Raw genomic sequence first — 18,647 nt, 5'->3', positions numbered from 1 at the left:
TTATACCTTTTCCCTGCTTTCCATGATCTTGTCCCAATCGGCGCTCTCAAGCTTGCTGGTCAAGCTGATATAGCTGTGAGTGCTGCGTGAATCAGGTGTCGCTCTGGCGCTCAGTAACTGGCGCATGATCGGATGCTGATAGAACATCGGGGTTGTGACCAGCCCGTGGAGCACGAAGACCGAGATATCCTGTCGCTCTTCCAGACCACACTCCTTAGCGGCGACCAGTAACGCATCGACGGTTGCGGCATCCGCATAACCGGCCTTGCTCTCTTCCGGCAGCGTGCGATAGAGCTCCAGGCAATGATTCAGCATCCCTATCCGTCTAATGGCAGACCACTGCGGCAATGTCAGGTTCAATCTCCCGAGGTGACGCTGCTCACTGTGTGGTGCGATGCTCTGCAGTGCATGGGCGTTATCCAGGTAGATCCACTGATCGACAGGCCCCAGCAATGCCGATAGCTGCTCACGATCAAGAATGGCCTCGAGGCGCTCCAATACCCGTGGGTCATGAAAGCGCAAGAGCGCCTTCTTGCCTTCCGGGGTCGTCTGCTCAAGTTGGCGCTGGAAATATGACACCACGCTGGAGAGCGGCTGGGCTGTGATGAGCCAGCCACTGAACGCGACCGGAGTCGTTAGGCTTGCAGAACGTTGCTGCCTCTCCTTCTCCAGCTCTTTGCCCAGGTGCGTTTCTGGCGACACCGGTTGTAGATAGAGTTTCTGCGACGGCGTCTGGGCATAGAATCCGTTGCGTACCAGGCCCACGGATTTCTGGTCCTTCGCACTCAATGCGCGCTGCGGCGCATTGCTGGGGTCCACCAGGCGATAGAGGCGCCCCTCCAGAGCAGCCTGACGCGCCTCCGCGAGGAATTCGGCTTCTGTCACAACCGCCATATCAGGACTCCACCACACCGTCGCCATTGGCGGCAGCGCTTTGTCCTTTACTCGGACACAGCAAGTCTTCGCCTTCCGGCAATTCCGTCATCGCGGCATTCAGACTCGTCGGCCCACCGAAGCTGTGCTGCGCACCTTTGACATCTATCTTGCCCGGCGCGTGCAGTTCGATATTGCCGTCCTTGAGGCGGACGTAGGCACCACCACAGGTGAGCAGAATTTCCTTGGCGGCGTTGATGTCGATGTCGTTCTCGGTGGAGGTGATGGTGACGTCCTTTTCCGCTGTCAGGTCCATCGCATCGCTTTGCGCCTGAACTTCGACCTTGCCCTTGCCGGCAAACAGCTTGATGCCGGAGCGCTGCACAAACAGCGAGAACTTCTCGACCACGGCGCCTACCAGACTGCGCCCGGTGGCCAGGTTGATGTCTTCGCCACTGGTGACGCTGAGCGAGCGGCCCTGTGCCAGGTGCGTCGATTCCGGCGTACTGGTGGCGATGCCGGCGGGCGATGTGAGATGCAGCCAGGGCGCATCCAGGCGCGCTGCCTGCCCTCGCCCGCCATTGGTGGCGCTCTGGGCTGAGCTACCGTCGAAGCGGCTACCGCTGTCATCGGCGCCATAGGTGCCTTGGGTATCGTCGCTGGCCTGCTTGATCTGCGTGCGCGCCGCAAGCGCCTCGGCGTTGTGGCTGGTGGCGCTGTCGCTGAGCGTATTGGCAAGCTGATAGGCGCTGGCGAGCTGCTGATGCGCAGGAGAGAGATCCAGCTGTTCGCCACTGGCCGCGATTTGCCCCCAGCTACTGAGCATCAGGCCGCTGTTGGCACGAATCGCCCCATAGGCGTCCGAGCGCAGCTCGAAGCCGGTACCGCGGAAGCTGCCGCGTGTGTTGCCTTGCTGGTGGATCAAGTAGCCGAGGTTGAGCTGGGACTTCTCGTGCTCCGAGTTCAGGCGCACACGCTCCTGATCGGTGGCGTCATCGAACACCAGCTCGTTGTACTTGTTGCCGCGGTAGGTCTTGCTCTTGAGGCCGGAGAGCAGGCCATTGGAGTGCCATTGCGGGGTCTGATCACCGTTGTAGACCCGTCCGGTGATCAGCGGCCGATCGGCATCGCCTTCGAGGAAGTCGACGATGACCTCCTGACCAATGCGCGGCACGAACACACTGCCCCAGCCAGCACCCGCGTTGGGTTGTGCAACACGCAGCCAGCAGCTGGCATCGGCGGCGCCCTTCTCGCTGCGGTCCCAGTGGAACTGCACGCGCACGCGGTTGAGCGAGTCGGTGTGGATCTCTTCATTCGCGGGCCCGACGACAATCGCGGTCTGCGGGCCACCCAGATTCGGCCGCGGGTGATCGAGAGACGGCCGATACGGCTGACTGAGGCGCTGAGATTCGAAGTCGATCAGATATTGACCGGTGCCGACATCGGCATAGTCTTCGTGGGCACTTTCATTGAGACCATGTGCCTTGCGTGCCTCGGCCATACGCGCCTGCAGGCTGCCCGGCAGCGCCTTGAGGTGCGCGGAGACCGGCAGTGCATTCTCGGCACAGACGGTCAGGCCCAGCACGAGGAATTCGCGCTCACTTGAGTCGCCGTCTTCATGGCGGGCGTGCTGACTGAGTTCGAACCAGCGGCCGACCTTCAACTGGCGGGTACCCCCGGCGCCGTAGAAGCGCTTGGCGCGGGATTCATGCGCCTCGAGGCGATTGACGGTCAGGCGTTCGCCGCGCGAGTGGTCATCAAAGTAGTACTCGCCGGGGTAGTCGTAGACTTCCTGCTCGCTGAGGTTGCCCTGATCGCTGCGCGTGTCCTGGCCGGAACGTTTTTCCAGGCCCGGCTGCTTGTAATCAAACGTCCCGAGACTGACACGCGTTGGCTGCTGCTGACGACGGCCGCTCCACTGGGTGATGGAGTCCTCGAGTTCGGTGGCATCCTGGCGATGGAAGCGAATCACCTGCGGCTCGACGGGTGCGCAGGTCGCGACATCATCGGTGATGACGAGGCGGTGGCCATTGAAGTCGCTGTCGTCAGAGGCGTGTTCGAAGTAGTAGAACAGCCCTTCCTGCTCCATCAGGCGATTGACGAACTGGAAGTCGCTTTCGCGATACTGCACGCAGTAGCTGCGCGCCGGATACTCGCGGCGCAGGTCCAGCCGCCAGCCGCCCTGGGCTTCACCCTGCGCGATGGCATGATTCGAGAACACCGACTCGATGACCTCGACGGCGGTGAGGTCCTGGAAGATGCGGCTGTCGCGGCCGAGCTTGAGCATCGCCATCCACGGCACCAGCGTCAGCTGGTAATAGAAGACGCCGCCGTCCTCGCCGAGCAGTGCGGCCGACTCGACCAGCCCCGAGAGCTTGCGGTAATTGCCATCGGCCTGACGCACCGAGAGCGCCGCCGGCTGCGCCATCAGGGTCTTGAGTTCGATATCACCGTTCTGGGAGATGCAGTCGAGGGTATAGGCGAAGGGACGCGACATTCGCTCTTCCCCCACCAGGCGATGCGGGATGAAGTCCGCACCACTCATCTCAAGCGTGAGCAGGCGCTCGTTCTGGCTCAGTGAGACATCAAACGACGACAGCAAGGCGTCGAGTACCCATGAATCTGACATGTTCTGCATCCCTGGCAATTGACGTAGACGATGGCCTGAGGTCACTGGCCCGTCCCTGGCTCTCGATCAGGTGGCACAGCATATAGGAATGCTCTCATTTAGTTAATGACTGAACAGAGTGAACACTTACGCTGAAAGCTCGTTAACGACTACGTGAGGCGCGGCATGACTGGCGAGAAAGGAGGATATGTCATGACGGAGTCGACACCAGAAATCAGTACAAGACTTGCCATCATTTCAGATCAGTCGCGTGGTCTGCTCTCTCTATCTTCCCTCCTCCCTTTGCCCTCTTTCGCCTACCCTCTTCCCTCGCATCGGGGCAGCCTGCGTCATAGCGCCCGGCCCACGGTGTCATCTCGCGAATGACGGGCCTACCAGCCACTGCGGGCCTTCGATGACGCCCCGTGGCCGAAAAGCTGGAGTATCTTCTACTGGGCCAACTTGATGGCATGGGCACCGATTTCCGCCCTGCTCCTGGGCAAGATTTCCCGTGGCTATACCGTGCGCCAGTTCATGCTGATCAACCTGGTCGCACCAGCACTGTTCTCGATCACCTACGTGAGTGTCTTCGCAAGCTCCACCATTCAGTTCGACATGCAAAGTGGTGGTGCGCTTTACCAACTGCTGAATGAGACCGGTGCGGGCTCAGTCATCTATGCCCTGTTTGATGAACTGCCGATGAGCACTCTGGTCAGTGCCGTCTTCCTGATCATCGCGTTCCTTTCCTTCGTGACGGCAGCCGACTCCAACACCGAAGCGATCAGTCAGCTGTGCAGCACCGACAGCCAGGCCGCCATGGCCGGCGACAGTGATGAAAATACCAATGACCGCCTGCTCATGAAGATCATCTGGAGGTGCACCATCAGCGCCGTCGCCTGGATCATGACGGCCTTCGTGGGGATTGATGGCATCAAGATGCTCTCCAACCTCGGCGGTGTTCCGGCGCTGTTCATCGTGATTGCGGCCACGGCTTCCCTGCTTCGCCTGGTGTCGATCGGTACCGCCAAGATCGGTCTCGAGCACACGCCGTCACGTAGCTACTCTCCAGAGGCGCACCTGCGCTGGGAAAGCACTCGCAAGACGGTAGATAGCTCTCGGTAAGCCAAGCCCTGCGCTGAGCATGCCCACTACGTCCTGTCTTCGGACAGGGCGTTTTACTGTGGGTAGGCCGCTTTGAAAACGCGCTCTCCCATGGGTCATCGTCCTCTTCCACGCCGAGTCAGCCGTTGCCTGGGCCATCGAGGGAGTCTTTTCCTCAAGTATTGGACAAGTAATACGCATGACGTAATGACAACGATTTATTCCATTTCCTGGCACCATTCAGAAAACTCAGCAAATAAGTACAAGTCGTGCCGAGTAATATTATTTATATAATAAGTCATGTCTTCCATCCTGCTCTGGCACGTGTCACGCAACTGAACATCGTCGCACCAGCTCGTCCAACCACCGTTGACGTGAATGAGAGGCAAGCTTTCCCCGCCAGGGTGTGGACATTGACATGCGCATAATTTATCGTTGCCAGCGAATTTGATAACAAGAGAAAATAAAAACACCGTTTCGCCAAGCTTGGGGCTGACCAACAACTCGCATCAGCGCCCTTGCAAGGCTTGACCGATAACAAGGACGCGTATGCGATATCATTATTCCGATGAAGGCAGATGCATGCCACGCCGCCCTCCCCCAAGTTCCCGCCTGACCGGGAAGTGCCACTTACTCCGTCTTTATTAAAAAGACCGAGATTGCCGATTATTGATGACGTGGCCATGTGCTGCGCTGGATGCTATTTGCCCAAGCAAATGACGCTGTAATTCGTCCACGGCTGAGAACCTTCCCCTCCTTACTCGTCGCTACCGACAACCGACCGCCCTGTGGCGGCTGCGTTGTGTAGTGCCCTGTTTCCCTACCGAGGGCCAGTTCTTGAACAACGAATCGCTATATCAATTCTCCACCCTGACGGTGGTCTTGTTGCTGGTCGCCTTCTATGGCGGCACCTACCTGTTGACGCTGAGCATACGCAAGAAGAATGAAGACGCCGACGCCTTCATGGTTTCCAACCATCGGGTCGGCTTCGGCATGGGTGCTGCCAGCATGACGGCCACCTGGATCTGGGCGGCCTCCTTCTATGCCGCTGCCACCTCCGGCTATACCTATGGTGTGTCAGGTCCGATCCACTACGGACTGTGGGGCGCCCTGATGATCCTGTTCATCTATCCCTTCGGCCGCCGCTTCCGCAAGCTCGCACCCAATGCGCATACGCTTGGCGAGCTGATCCACGCGCGTCATGGCTCCTCCAGCCAGCTGATTCTGGCTCTCTCGAACCTGCTGGGTAGCGTGATCAGCCTGATGGTCAACTTCACTGCTGCCGGGGCACTCGTCTCAGTGCTCTCGCCGCTCTCCTTCCAGGCGGGCGTGATCATGGCAGGCGTCGGGGTGCTGCTCTATACCCTGTGGTCCGGCTTCCGCGCCTCGGTACTGACTGACTTCGCGCAACTGGTTGCCCTGATGGCAATCGCTATCGTGATCATCCCGGCAGTGTTCTTCGCGATGGGCGGACCGACGGAGCTGGTCGCTGGCCTGGATAATCTCACGCCAGAGCAAGCCAACTTCTTCTCGACGGATGCCATTTTGAACCAGGGCGCACCCTTCTTCGTCGCGGTGCTGGCCTATGCCATCGGTAACCAGACCATTTCCCAGCGCCTGTTCGCCGTCAACGAAGATCACATCAAGCCGACCTTCCTCACCGCGACGCTGGGCTACGGCGCCATCGTCATCGGCCTGGGCATGATTGGCTTGATGGCACTGACACTCGGGGTGGAACCGCTCAACGGCGACATGAACAACCTCATCCCGCAGATGGTGTCCGAGTATCTGCCGCCGTTCTTCATCGCGCTGTTCTTCATTCTGGTGATAGGTTCGCTGTCCTCCACCGCCGATTCTGACCTTTCCGCGCTGTCCGCCATCATCATGGCCGATGTGTATGGCAAGAATATCGCCCGCGGCAAGCCAGACCCGAAGCGCATGCTCTTCATCGGCCGCTTGACCATGATCATCGCCACGGTGCTGGGTATCGTCTTCGCCAGCTTCTCACTGGATATCCTGGTGATGCTGGTCTTCGTCGGGGCTCTGTGGGGCGCGATCGTCTTCCCGGTCATCGCCAGCTGCTTCTGGAACCGAGTGACCAACACCGCCTTCACCACGTCTGTCATCGTCGCGATGGTGATGTTCTGCCTGGCACGCTTTGAACTGGTGCCGCTGACGGGCATGAGCGGTCTGTTCTTCGAGCTGCTCGCCAGCATCGGCGGCGGCGTGATCATCGGCCTGATGGTATTCGGCTTCCTGGGGCGCATTCTCGGCATCCTTGCTGGAATCGCGGCCATGATCGCCATGCTGATCTTCGCGACTGACTTCCTGCGCGACTACACCGTCCTGCTGGCATCGCTGACCGCTTACGGCACCAGCACTCTGGTGTGTGTGGTCATGAGCCTCGCCAGCCGCCAGGAACGCTTCGACTTCGACACCATCACCGCACGTGTCGGCAACTATGACGAAGCACTCGACTCAGGTGGTTGTGATACGACAACACCGATCCAGTCGCAGCCTGCTGCCTCCACCGGCGCATGATTCTGGATAACGTCCGAGACAGAACAAGGAGACAACACACATGACATTGCTATTTGCCACCTACGTACTGGTATGGCCAGTGCTCACCCTGGCGGTATTGATCGTCATCTGCCGCGCGGTCGCACGTGATCGCCGCATCGCACGTGAAGAAAAGCGCGAGCTGGTATAAAACTCTCTGGCGTAATATGACGCCAGGAAACCAAAAGCCCGCCTCTGGAATGTCCAGAGGCGGGCTTTTTCACAATTTATCGACGAATATCTTGTCTATCACGCCTGCTCGACGATCCACTCATGCGCGGGATCATTCTTGAATTTCCAGACCCGCTTGGGGCCAGCCATGACATTGAGATAATAAAGCTCATAGCCGTGTGGAGCGGCGGCGGGATGATACCCCTCCGGTACCATCACACAACAGCCATCTTCCACCGCCATGGTTTCATCCAGGGATCGGTCATCGGTATAGACGCGCTGGAACGCAAAACCTTGTGACGGATTGAGCTTGTGGTAGTACGTCTCCTCCAGGAAAGACTCTTCCGGCAGATTGTCGGCACAGTGCTTGTGTGGCGGGTAGCTGGACCAGTTGCCAGGGGGCGTATAGACCTCCACCACCAACAGACTATCGGCGGGCTCCGTCTGGGGAAGAATGTCCTGCACGTGACGTGTGTTGGTCCCCTCGCCACGTGTCGAACAGGCCACCTGCTCGGGGCGAATCAGGCGAGCGGCATGATTGCCATGCCCCGGAGCACTGCAGACCGCTATCTCCAGCTCCGTCAGTGCTTCCACTGAATAGGCTATCCCGTCCGGTAGATACACCGAGTACGGCGGCAGGTGCTCAAACACGCTCATGCGTTCACCGATGTTCTCGAACGTCTGGTCACCGGTACGTACGGTTGCGCGCCCCGAGAGCAGCACGAGGCACTGTTCGCGACTCTCGGTGTGGCGCTCGAAACGCTCACCTTGTTTCAGGCAATGTACGCGAAAGCCCACGTGTGTCCAGCCTGCAGATTCCGGGGTTACCTCGAGCAAGGTACCATCTTCGCTCGGGGCATGCGGTCTCACGAGAAGTGTCATGTTCTTGTCCTTTTCAGCAGCAGGGAGAAGTGGGCTCAACGAATCTCACTGAGCAGTACCCGGCGCCCTTCGCGATAGGAAATCAACGCCGCTTCGGCCAGTTCAAGCGCGGCGAGTCCGTCCTGCGCGCCGGCCAGCGGGGCACGACCTTCTTGCCAGGCAGTGACGAAATCTCCCACTTCACGCACATAGGCCTGCGCGTAACGCTCGAGGAAGAACCACTGTGGACGCTCTTCCACCACACCTTCCACGCCGGTGAAGCGCAGGCGCGTATCCGTCTCGTTGCGCGCCTCCAACATGCCCTGGCTGCCAAAGACCTCGATCCGCTGGTCATAGCCGTAACAGGCACGACGCGAGTTGCTGATGGAGACCAGCTTGCCGGAAGCACTCTTCAGATTGATGAGTGCACTATCCAGATCTCCCGCTTCACCGATGGCTGGATCCACGAGGCAGCTGCCACTGACCGTCACCTCCGTGACCGGCTCGCCCAGCAGCCAGACCGCCATGTCCAGATCATGAATGCTCATGTCACGGAAGAGTCCTCCCGAGGCTGCCACATATTCTGCGGGCGGCGGCTCCGGATCACGGCTGGTGATGGTGATCATCTCGAGTTCGCCGATTCGTCCCGCTTCCAGCGCCTGCTTGAGCGCCGAGAACTGAGGGTCATGGCGACGATTGAACCCCAGAGCACAGGTCACGGGGTGCTCCGCCAGCACCCCAAGACAGTGACGCGTTCGCGCAAGATCCAGATCGATCGGCTTCTCGCAAAGTGCCGCCTTGCCCGCACGGGCCGCACGCTCAAGGAAGTCACAGTGTGTCGGAGTGGAGGAGGCGATCAGAACGCCATCAATCTCCGCTGACGCGAAGATGTCCTCCGCCGTCATCACCGGCACACCATATTCCGCAGCGAGCGAATTGGCAGCCTCCGGGAAGGCATCACTGACACATGCCAGTTGCGCCAGGGGGTGATCAGAGATGGCGCGAGCGTGAACACGGCCGATGCGACCGGCGCCCAGCAGAGCGATTTTCATGTGAAGCGTCCTCCATATCTATGGCGTTTGTTGTTGTGGCGTCTCGAACGAATTGAGAGAGATTGTCGGCGGGCACTACCTCCTGTAGTGCTCGCCTTTGCCGTACTTCAGCCTCGAAGGTTGGCAGCGCCCTCTTCCTGCAATGAGATGTCGTGCGGTGTGGTGCCCTGCACTTCCCCGCTGCCCTGCTGGCGAACGCCCAGTCCAATGGCAAGTGCCTGGGCCAGGCATAGCGTGGACGTCAGGCCTCGGAAGCCTTGCACTTCCGCTTCGTTCACCACCAACACGACATCTGCATGGTGAGTCAGCGGGCTCAGGGAAGAGTCGGTAATGAGTATCGTGGGGGTACCGCGCTCACGCGCCACATGGACGGCAGATTGCACCTCTTCTGCGTAGGGCGCGAAGCTGGTGACCAGCAGACAGTCCTGGCGGGAGATCGCTTCTGCCTGCTCGCGATACATCGCTCCCATGCCATCCATCAGGAAGGCGCGTTTGGCGATATGCCGTAATGAGTAGGCCAGGTAGCTTGAGACGACGAAACTTCGCCGTGCTCCCAGAAGATGAACAGCCTCTGCGACTTCCAGTAGGTCGAGAGCTCGCTCGATATCCTTGGGCGCGATACGTCCAGGCAGTTCGCCAAGCGCTTGCTGATTGGCAGCCGAGAAACTTCTCAACAGCTCGTGTGCGCCAGGACTCTCACCCGTCACTTCTCGGGCGACCCTGATGCGCTCGCTGTAGCTGGGCTCAGCTTCTACTAGGCGTGCACGAAAAAGTTTCTGCATCTCCGAAAAGCCCGAAAACCCCACAGCATTGGCGAAGCGGATGAGCGTGGAGGGCGTGACATCGGCTTTCTCGGCGAGACCTGCCACGGTACCAAAAGCCACTTCTTGAGGATGATCCAACAGGAAGCGGGCACTTTGTTGCAGGCGACGCGACAGCGATGGGTATTGCTGGCTGATATGTGCCTCGAGGGATTCGAAAGATTCAATCTGCCGAGCTGTCATTTGTAGAGGGGTGATATCTGCCATGGTAACTCCTGTCACTTGTCACCTGCCGGTGCGGCGTAGATGTCGCCGTAACGCGGGAGTGAACGATGTCTGGCAGTCTAGGCAAATAGAATGAAAATTCCAACATAAAAATAAATTGAATGTTCCGGTTGCATTCCAAGCTGGTGGAATCTACATTCCATCTACCGGTCACAATGGAATACGCCATATTCCAGATCACCGGGAACTCGAATACTGGAAGAGAGCAACGCCAGTCGCTCTTCCTCACTGACAAAGACAATAACCAAAGAACGTCAGGAGCCAACCATGTACACAGTCGAGCCTCTCGCCACCTCTGCGAATTCTCGCAGAAAGATGCCACGCCTGCGCCGTGTGATAGCCAGTCTCACGACAGCCATGCTAGCAGTCTCTGTAGCCAATGCCGCCTGGGCAGACGACACCGAACGCTACGTCATGATCACGCACGGACAGAACTCGGACCCCTTCTGGTCTGTCGTCAAGCGCGGCGCTGACGACGCGGCTGAAGAGCTTGGTGTCAAAGTCGAGTACCGCGCACCTTCTACCTTTGATATGGCAAAGATGGCGCAGCTGCTGGATGCTGCGGTGGCTTCACAGCCAGACGGCCTTATCATTTCTCTGACCGACGCCGATGCATTGGGGAAAGGTATCAAGAACGCTGTGGATCAGCAGATCCCGGTCATCACCATCAATTCTGGTGGCGATAAGTCCAAGGAAATTGGCGCACGCCTTCACATTGGCCAAAGTGAATATGAAGCAGGGCGTGGGGCAGCAGAACGCATGGTCGAGAGTGGCGCCAAGCACGGACTCTGCATCAATCAAGAACAAGGAAACGTAGGCCTGGATGCACGGTGTGCGGGCTTTATCAAGGGATTTGACGGTAGCGCCAGCGAGCTAGCCACCAGCACCGATCCTACCGAAATCAAGAACTCGCTCGTGGCCTATCTCAATCAGCACAGCGAAGTAGACGCCATCCTTGCATTGGGGCCTCTCGGGTCTGAGCCAATGCTCAAGGCCATGCAAGAAGCCGGCGCTACGCAAAAATTCCAGCTCGGCACCTTCGACCTCTCCCCCGATATTCTTGCCGCGATTCAGTCGGGTGAAATGAATTTTGCCATTGATCAACAACAGTACCTGCAGGGCTATCTGCCGGTGGTCTTCATGCATCAGTACCACATACACGGTCTGATGCCGGCTGGCGATGTCGCCACAGGCCCCGGATTTGTCACCGCCGAGAATGCAGGTCAGGTCATCGAGCTTTCAGAGCAAGGCATTCGCTGAGCCAAAAGCTCCATCTGGCAATACTTTCATTTCCATGACATGGCGTCCTACCTGTGAGGGCGCCTGGAGAGAGCATCATGACTGAGCACACTGTCAGTGCTGTTCCGGCCGCTGATGACGAACGGCTGCGCCGCGTCCACCCCCTCAAGGCTGCACTGAAACGTCCTGAATTCGGCGCTATTGCCGGCACCATCCTGGTATTTGCCTTCTTCTCGGTGGCCGCTTCAGGGACAGGCATGTTCAGCCTGGCGGGCATTCTCAACTTCCTGGAAGTCTCTGCACAGCTAGGCATCCTCGCCATCGCGGCATCGCTGTTGATGATTGGCGGTGAATTCGATCTTTCTCTCGGCTCCATGATCGGCTTTGCCGGCATCTTGATTGCCATCCCTGCCGTGCAATACGGCTGGCCGCTATGGTTGGCTATCACTTTCGCCTTTGCCAGTGCCGTCCTGATTGGCTGGATCAACGGCTATCTGGTAATGCGCACAGGCCTGCCCTCCTTCATCGTCACACTGGGCTTTCTGTTCATCCTGCGCGGCCTGGCCATCGGCCTGACTCGCTTGACGACTGGGCGCACCCAGGTCAGCGGCCTGCAAGAGCTCGCCGATCATGACTGGCTGGCACCATTTTTTTCCGGCGAGGTATTTACTGGCCTCTTCAGCTGGATGGCGGCACAGGGATGGATTGCGACCAACTTCGCAGGAAATCCGAGCGTCACTGGGGTGCCAGTCTCCATCGTTTGGTGGGTGGTACTGGCCGCTGCCGCGACCTGGTTGCTGCTCTACACCCGCTTCGGTAACTGGATCTTCGCCTGCGGCGGTGATGTGAATGCTGCACGCAACGTCGGCGTTCCTGTAATGAAGGTCAAGATCCTTCTGTTCATCTTCACCGCTGTCGCCGCCACCATCTTTGCCTGCCTGCAGGTCATGGATACCGGTTCAGCTGACACAACACGCGGTCTGCTCAAGGAACTGGAAGCCATCATCGCCGTCGTCATCGGCGGAGCCCTGCTGACAGGCGGCTATGGATCTGCCGTGGGTGCTGTGTTCGGTGCGCTTATCTTCGGCACTGTTCAGATGGGTATTTTCTACACCGGCGTTAACACTGACTGGTTCAAGGTATTCCTCGGCGCCATGCTCCTGATCGCAGTACTGTTCAACAATTACGTGCGCAAGAAAGCTCTGGAGGCTAAGTAATGACTACTAACGCCAACCTGCAACAGGCGCCGGAACAGACTACGACCGCCGCCGATCGCGCCAGAGGTGATACTCCGAAAGCCGCTGACACCCGCACTCCTCTTATCGAGATGCAGGCTGTCGACAAGCACTTCGGCAACGTAGTCGCCCTTTCCAATATTTCATTGAAAGTCTACGCAGGCGAGGTCATGTGCCTGCTCGGCGATAACGGCGCCGGCAAGTCGACCCTCATCAAGACGTTATCAGGAGTGCATGCCCCGACTCACGGTGAACTGCTGCTGGAGGGGAATCCTACCAATTTCACGTCCCCCGGCCAGGCACTCGATGCCGGCATCGCAACGGTCTTCCAGGACCTCGCAATGATTCCCTTGATGTCGATCACCCGTAATTTCTTCATGGGCCGTGAGCCCACCAAGGGATTCGGTCCTTTCAAATATGTGGACTGGGAGTTTGCAGATCGGGTGGCACGTGAAGAGATGGCCAAGATCGGGATCGATGTGCGTGACCCGTCTCAACCAGTCGGCACGCTGTCGGGCGGCGAACGCCAGTGTGTCGCAATCGCACGCGCCGTCTACTTCGGTGCCAAAGTGCTCATTCTGGATGAGCCGACGTCAGCACTGGGGGTCAAGCAAGCCTCGAAGGTACTGCGCTATATCGCACAAGCGCGCAACCGGGGGCTCGGCGTCATCTTCATCACGCATAACGTCCATCACGCCTACCCCATCGGTGATGCTTTTACTCTACTCAAACGTGGCACTTCGTTAGGCAGCTGGCGCAAGGAAGACATCACCCGTGAGGAAGTACTCAACATGATGGCCGGCGGCGAAGAAATGGCCAGCCTGGATGCAGAATTGGCGGAGTTCCAACGGACGGATTCCGCCTCAGTTGCCTGACCGCGAGCAGGCCTACACGTAGATCATTACCTAGTGTCCCGGGACTGCCCGTCATCTAGATCTACACCGATAATTGTCAATGCCGGGTAACACCGGCCCATTAAGGGATATGCTCATGACGCGCCACTCATCTCACACACCGGATCTGGATGTCATTTGCCTCGGCCGCGTCGCCGTTGACCTCTATGCGGAACAGATCGGCGCGCGTCTCGAAGACGCCACCAGTTTCAAGAAATACCTGGGCGGGAGCTCCGGTAACATGGCATATGGCACGGCACGCCTTGGGCTAAATTCCTCAATGCTGGGTCGTGTTGGCAACGAGCAGATGGGGGAGTTCCTGCGCGAAGAGCTCGCTTCCGTCGGCTGTGATGTCAGCCACCTCAAACACGATCCCGAACGTCTGACCGGGCTGGTGCTTCTGGGCATCAAGGACAAGGATCAGTTCCCGCTGCTCTTCGTGCGCAACGACTGTGCCGACATGGCCATTGATGAAGATGATGTGGACCCGGCGTTCATCGCTCGAGCCCGTGCCCTGGCGATCACTGGTACGCACCTTTCCACTCCCCGCACCCAACGTGCCGCCCGCAAGGCGCTGGATGCCGCACGCGAGGCTGGCGTGAAGCGCGTGTTGGATATCGACTATCGCCCCGTACTCTGGGGGCTGACCAGCATCGGGGATGGCGAGACGCGCTTTGTCGCGGACGAGAGTGTCAGTCAGCACATGGCCCGTTGGCTGGGAGACTTCGACCTGATCGTCGGCACGGAAGAAGAGTTTCATATCGCGGGCAACAGCACTGACACGCTGGACGCGCTGCGCGAGGTTCGCCGTCACAGCGATGCCGTGCTCGTGTGCAAGATAGGGGCGCGCGGCTGCGTCATCTTCGAGGGCGACATTCCACGACATCTGGAAGACGGCATCCTGGTCGAGGGCGTCAAGGTCGAGGTCATGAACGTACTCGGTGCCGGTGATGCCTTCATGAGCGGTTTCCTGCGCGGCTACCTGCGCGATGAAAGCTGGGAAACGTGTGGCCATTACGCCAACGCCTGCGGCGCGTTGGTCGTATCTCGGCACGGATGTGCACCTGCCATGCCCACGGAAGCGGAACTGTTCGATTACCTCAGCCGCCGCGAGTCCGTGCCACGCCCGGATCTTGATGACCACCTGACTCATCTGCATCGCGTCACCACTCGTCGTGTAGCGCACTGGGACAGCGTGCTGGGGCTGGCATTCGATCACCGTCGTCAATTCCTGGACATGGCACGCGATGTCGAAGGCGACCCCGAGCGCCTGCCACGCCTCAAGCAATTACTGGTTGAGGCTACCCGCAGCGCAGCACAACAGGCCGGTATCCAGCGCCCTGCCATTCTCTGTGATGATGTCCTGGGGCAGGATGCGCTCAATGACACGGCAGAGCTGGACTGGTGGGTCGGCCGTCCGGTCGAGCTCCCCAGCTCACGGCCTTTGCGCTTCCAGCATGGTGATGACATCGGTAGCCAGTTGCGACGCTGGCCGCGCCACCACATCGTGAAGTGCCTCGTGTTCTATCACCCGGATGATGAGGCCACACTGCGCCTCGATCAGGAAGCCCGCCTGCGCCAGCTGTATGACGCCTGCTGCATTTCGGGGCATGAGTTGCTCATCGAAGTCATTCCGCCACGTCAGGCAGATGCACCCGCCTGTGATGAGACCACCGTTCCACGTAGCCTGGAGCGTCTCTACAACCTCGGCATTCGCCCGGACTGGTGGAAACTGCCCGCTCTGACGACGCAAGGTTGGGAACGCGTCAGCCAAATCATCAGCACTCGCGACGCCTGGTGTCATGGTGTCGTACTGCTGGGGCTTGATGCGCCGATCGACGAGGTCAAACGCGGTTTCGAGCAGGCAGCACGCTTCCCGATCTGCAAGGGATTCACCGTCGGACGCACCTTGTTCACCGCTCCCAGCCAGGCCTGGCTGTCAGGCAGCATTGACGATGCGACCCTGATTCGTCAGGCCGCTGACAACTATCTCGACTTGATTACCCATTGGCAGTCACTGCGTGATGCCTATTGCAACGCAGAGGATGCCCATTCTGCTCCCACGCTCGCAGAAGGAGTCCTGCAATGAGCTCTGTTTCTCACTCGGCGGCAGCGTCGGGTACCGTGCGCCTGACCGTCGCTCAGGCACTGGTGCGCTACCTGAGCCAGCAATATATCGAACAGCGTGGACAGGAAGTCCCTTTGTTCGGTGGCTGCTTTGCCATCTTCGGCCACGGCAACGTGGCGGGTCTCGGCGAGGCCTTGCACGCCGCGGGCGATGATTTCCCCACCTATCGCGCCCACAACGAACAAGGCATGGCCAATGCGGCCATTGCCTACGCCAAGGCCAACAATCGCCGTCGCATCATGGCGTGTACCTCGTCCATCGGGCCTGGTGCCACCAACATGGTGACGTCGGCAGGGCTTGCTCATGTCAATCGGTTACCGGTGCTGTTCCTGCCCGGCGATACCTTCGCCAGCCGCGCACCGGATCCGGTGCTCCAACAGGTCGAGCACTTCAATGACCCGGGCCTGAGCGTCAATGACTGCTTCCGCCCCGTGTCACGCTTTTTCGACCGCATCACGCGACCGGAACAATTGCTGACCAGTCTGCCTCAAGCGCTGGCCACGCTGCTGGACCCCGTGGACTGCGGCCCTGCCACCCTGTGTCTGCCACAGGATGTCCAGACGCTTGCCTTCGAATGGCCGGAAGACTTCTTCACCCGTCGGGTGCATCACATCCGTCGCGCTCCCGTCGCTCAGGAAGAGCTGGTGGCAGCCCTGGACACACTGCGCACAGCCAAGCGGCCACTGCTGATTGCCGGGGGCGGCGTGCATTACAGCGAGGCGTGTGAGGCCCTCGCCACCTTTGCCCAGCAACACGGCATTCCAGTGGTCGAGACACAGGCTGGCAAGGGCGCCCTGCCCTGGGGCCATGCTCGCAACATGGGCGCCATCGGTGTCACCGGCGCGGCCAGCGCCAACCAGCTGGCACGTGAAGCCGACGTCATCATGGCCATCGGATCACGACTTCAGGATTTCACCAGCGGCTCTCGGACGCTCTTTGAAGCCGCCGGCCAGACACTCATCAGCCTCAATGTCGGTCGCTTCGATGCCGCCAAGCATGGCGCACAGCAACTGCAGTGCGATGCCCTGCGGGGACTTGAGGCCTTGACGGCAGGGCTGGGTGACTGGGCCGCACCAGACAGCTGGGTGCAACGCCAATCCGGGCTCAAGCAGGAATGGGAAGCGGTCCGCGAGAGCGTGATGGCTGATCAGGGGCTCGCGCTGCCAACCGATGCCCAGGTGCTCGGGGCCGTGAATCGTCAAGCGACAGATGACACCACGGTGGTCTGTGCTGCCGGCGGCTTGCCAGGTGAACTTCATAAGCTATGGGCGGCCAGTGTCCCCGGCAGTTATCACGTCGAGTACGGATTCTCATGCATGGGCTATGAACTGGCCGGCGGGATGGGCGTCAAGATGGCACGCCCGGAGCGGGACATCGTGGTCGTAGTCGGCGATGGCAGCTACCTGATGCTCAACTCTGAGCTTGCCACCTCCGTGATGCTCGGCCACAAGCTGACCGTGGTGGTCCTCGACAACCGTGGCTTCGGTTGCATCAACCGCCTGCAACACGCGACTGGCGGCGCCGGCTTCAACAACCTGCTCAAGGACTGTCGCACCGTTGCGGAAGGCGCCCCCAAGGTGGACTTTGCGGCGCACGCTCGTGCACTGGGCTGCCAGGCCGAACAGATCTCGGGGATTGGCGAACTGGAGGCCGCGCTCGAGCGTGCTCGGACCTCATCGACAACCTACGTCATCGCGCTAGACACGGATCCATTGCCTTCTACCCAGGAAGGTGGGCACTGGTGGGAAGTCGCCATTCCCGAAGTCAGCGAACGTACTGAAGTCCGTGACGCCTATCAGGGCTATCTGTCGCACAAACGCCAGCAAGCTCGCTGACGCATTTCAGGGCCGGCCAACCGCCCTTACGACATCAGTTGGCCGGCCTGGACGATACGCCATCTCTCGGAGGCCAAAGTGCCTCCCTGCACTCTCAATATCTCGAAGAAGGATACCGCCATGAGCATTCGCCTAGGCATCAACCCGCTGACCTGGACCAACGATGACCTTCCAAGCCTCGGTGCCGACACACCGCTGGAAGTCTGTCTCAGCGAAGGCCGCCAGGCAGGTTTTGCCGGTTTCGAGCTAGGAAACAAATTTCCGCGCACGCCCGATGCTCTGTCTCAGGTGCTCGATGCTCACGATCTGGCGTTGGTGTCTGGCTGGTACTCAAGCCGCCTGCTGGAACGTAGCGTCGAGGAAGAGCTGGAAGCCTTGAACAACCACCTCCAGCTGCTCAAGGCGTGTGGCGCTACCGTCATGGTGTATTGCGAAGTCAGCCGTTGTGTACATGGCGACCAAGCCACTCCCGTCTCACGCCGCCCCGTCATGAATGATGCTGATTGGGCGCGATTAACAACCGGCCTGGATGCTGTCGCGAAAGAGATGGCGTCTCAAGGCGTGGAAATGGCTTATCACCATCACATGGGTACCGTCATCGAGAGTGAAGCTGATGTGGACCGCCTAATGGCCTCAACACAGCACGTAAAGCTATTGCTGGATGCCGGTCACCTGACCTATGCCGGTGGTGATCCCGTCGCCGTGGCACGCAAGCATGGCAACCGTATTACCCACGTCCATTGCAAGGACATCCGCATGGCACTGATGGACAACGCGATCAACCGTGACAAGTCCTTCCTGGATGCCGTACTGGATGGCGTTTTCACCGTGCCGGGAGACGGCGGTGTCGACTTTACCTCCCTTTTCACCGAGCTGAAGCGTCAAGGATATGGTCAGCACGATGATCGCTGGCTGGTTGTGGAAGCCGAGCAAGATCCTGCTGTCGCCAACCCGCTGACCTACGCAACGCTCGGTCATGACAATTTGGCCCGCCTGGCACGCGAGGCCGGCTTGATTCGCATCTGATTCCAAGCCACCAGGCTGCA

At 59.4% G+C, this 18,647-nt stretch carries 14 protein-coding genes; 9 read left to right on the top strand and 5 right to left on the bottom strand.

The features are described from left to right. Both PJK54_RS01910 and PJK54_RS01905 read right to left on the bottom strand, forming a co-directional pair. The gene (locus PJK54_RS01910; RefSeq protein WP_271302104.1) at positions 1 to 921 is read right to left on the bottom strand and encodes a DUF4123 domain-containing protein; all 921 of its coding nucleotides are present in this window, start codon (positions 919 to 921) and stop codon (positions 1 to 3) included. Further along, positions 896 to 3,502 (bottom strand): type VI secretion system Vgr family protein, encoded by a 2,607-nt coding sequence (locus PJK54_RS01905; protein ID WP_271302103.1) that lies wholly within the window; start codon positions 3,500 to 3,502, stop codon positions 896 to 898. Before PJK54_RS01905 ends, PJK54_RS01910 begins: the two co-directional genes overlap by 26 nt. A 381-nt stretch (positions 3,503 to 3,883) precedes the next feature. Between PJK54_RS01905 and PJK54_RS01900 the strand changes: the two genes are divergently transcribed. From PJK54_RS01900 to PJK54_RS01890, 3 genes are all read left to right on the top strand, one after another. Further along, on the top strand, positions 3,884 to 4,603 hold the full coding sequence (locus tag PJK54_RS01900) for a BCCT family transporter (protein ID WP_271302134.1): 720 nt from the start codon (positions 3,884 to 3,886) through the stop codon (positions 4,601 to 4,603). An 816-nt stretch (positions 4,604 to 5,419) separates the two neighbouring features. After that, positions 5,420 to 7,123: a sodium:solute symporter family protein gene (locus PJK54_RS01895; protein WP_271302102.1), complete on the top strand. Its 1,704-nt coding sequence runs from the start codon at positions 5,420 to 5,422 to the stop codon at positions 7,121 to 7,123. Between the two features lie 40 nt (positions 7,124 to 7,163). Then, on the top strand, positions 7,164 to 7,292 hold the full coding sequence (locus tag PJK54_RS01890) for a putative transporter small subunit (protein ID WP_215824257.1): 129 nt from the start codon (positions 7,164 to 7,166) through the stop codon (positions 7,290 to 7,292). A gap of 98 nt (positions 7,293 to 7,390) precedes the next feature. On the opposite strand, the gene iolB is transcribed toward PJK54_RS01890, so the two are convergent. From iolB to PJK54_RS01875, 3 genes are all read right to left on the bottom strand, one after another. Further along, on the bottom strand, positions 7,391 to 8,194 hold the full coding sequence (gene iolB, locus PJK54_RS01885; protein ID WP_271302101.1) for a 5-deoxy-glucuronate isomerase: 804 nt from the start codon (positions 8,192 to 8,194) through the stop codon (positions 7,391 to 7,393). 35 nt (positions 8,195 to 8,229) lie between these two features. Continuing rightward, entirely contained in the window at positions 8,230 to 9,225 is a 996-nt protein-coding gene (iolG, locus tag PJK54_RS01880; protein WP_271302100.1) for an inositol 2-dehydrogenase, read from the bottom strand. Positions 9,226 to 9,332: 107 nt separating this feature from the next. Beyond that, positions 9,333 to 10,253, bottom strand: a complete 921-nt coding sequence (locus tag PJK54_RS01875; protein WP_271302099.1) for a MurR/RpiR family transcriptional regulator — start codon at positions 10,251 to 10,253, stop codon at positions 9,333 to 9,335. A gap of 285 nt (positions 10,254 to 10,538) precedes the next feature. Between PJK54_RS01875 and PJK54_RS01870 the strand changes: the two genes are divergently transcribed. From PJK54_RS01870 to iolE, 6 genes are all read left to right on the top strand, one after another. Further along, a complete protein-coding gene (locus PJK54_RS01870; protein WP_271302098.1) occupies positions 10,539 to 11,531 on the top strand; it encodes a sugar ABC transporter substrate-binding protein in 993 nt (330 codons plus the stop codon). 77 nt (positions 11,532 to 11,608) lie between these two features. Beyond that, positions 11,609 to 12,727 (top strand): ABC transporter permease, encoded by a 1,119-nt coding sequence (locus PJK54_RS01865; RefSeq protein ID WP_271302097.1) that lies wholly within the window; start codon positions 11,609 to 11,611, stop codon positions 12,725 to 12,727. 110 nt (positions 12,728 to 12,837) lie between these two features. Beyond that, positions 12,838 to 13,620 carry an ATP-binding cassette domain-containing protein gene (locus PJK54_RS01860; RefSeq protein WP_271302133.1) on the top strand — a complete coding sequence of 261 codons (783 nt, stop codon included), beginning with the start codon at positions 12,838 to 12,840 and terminating at the stop codon, positions 13,618 to 13,620. 115 nt (positions 13,621 to 13,735) lie between these two features. Continuing rightward, a complete protein-coding gene (locus PJK54_RS01855; protein WP_271302096.1) occupies positions 13,736 to 15,727 on the top strand; it encodes a bifunctional 5-dehydro-2-deoxygluconokinase/5-dehydro-2-deoxyphosphogluconate aldolase in 1,992 nt (663 codons plus the stop codon). After that, the gene (gene iolD, locus PJK54_RS01850; RefSeq protein ID WP_271302095.1) at positions 15,724 to 17,601 is read left to right on the top strand and encodes a 3D-(3,5/4)-trihydroxycyclohexane-1,2-dione acylhydrolase (decyclizing); all 1,878 of its coding nucleotides are present in this window, start codon (positions 15,724 to 15,726) and stop codon (positions 17,599 to 17,601) included. The genes PJK54_RS01855 and iolD overlap by 4 nt, the downstream gene beginning before the upstream one ends. A 120-nt stretch (positions 17,602 to 17,721) precedes the next feature. Further along, a complete protein-coding gene (iolE, locus tag PJK54_RS01845; RefSeq protein ID WP_271302094.1) occupies positions 17,722 to 18,627 on the top strand; it encodes a myo-inosose-2 dehydratase in 906 nt (301 codons plus the stop codon). The last annotated feature ends 20 nt before the right edge of the window (positions 18,628 to 18,647 follow it).

The sequence above is a fragment of the Cobetia sp. MMG027 genome (assembly GCF_027947415.1).
Taxonomy (GTDB): domain Bacteria; phylum Pseudomonadota; class Gammaproteobacteria; order Pseudomonadales; family Halomonadaceae; genus Cobetia; species Cobetia marina.
This window is presented reverse-complemented; position numbering and strand designations above follow the sequence as displayed.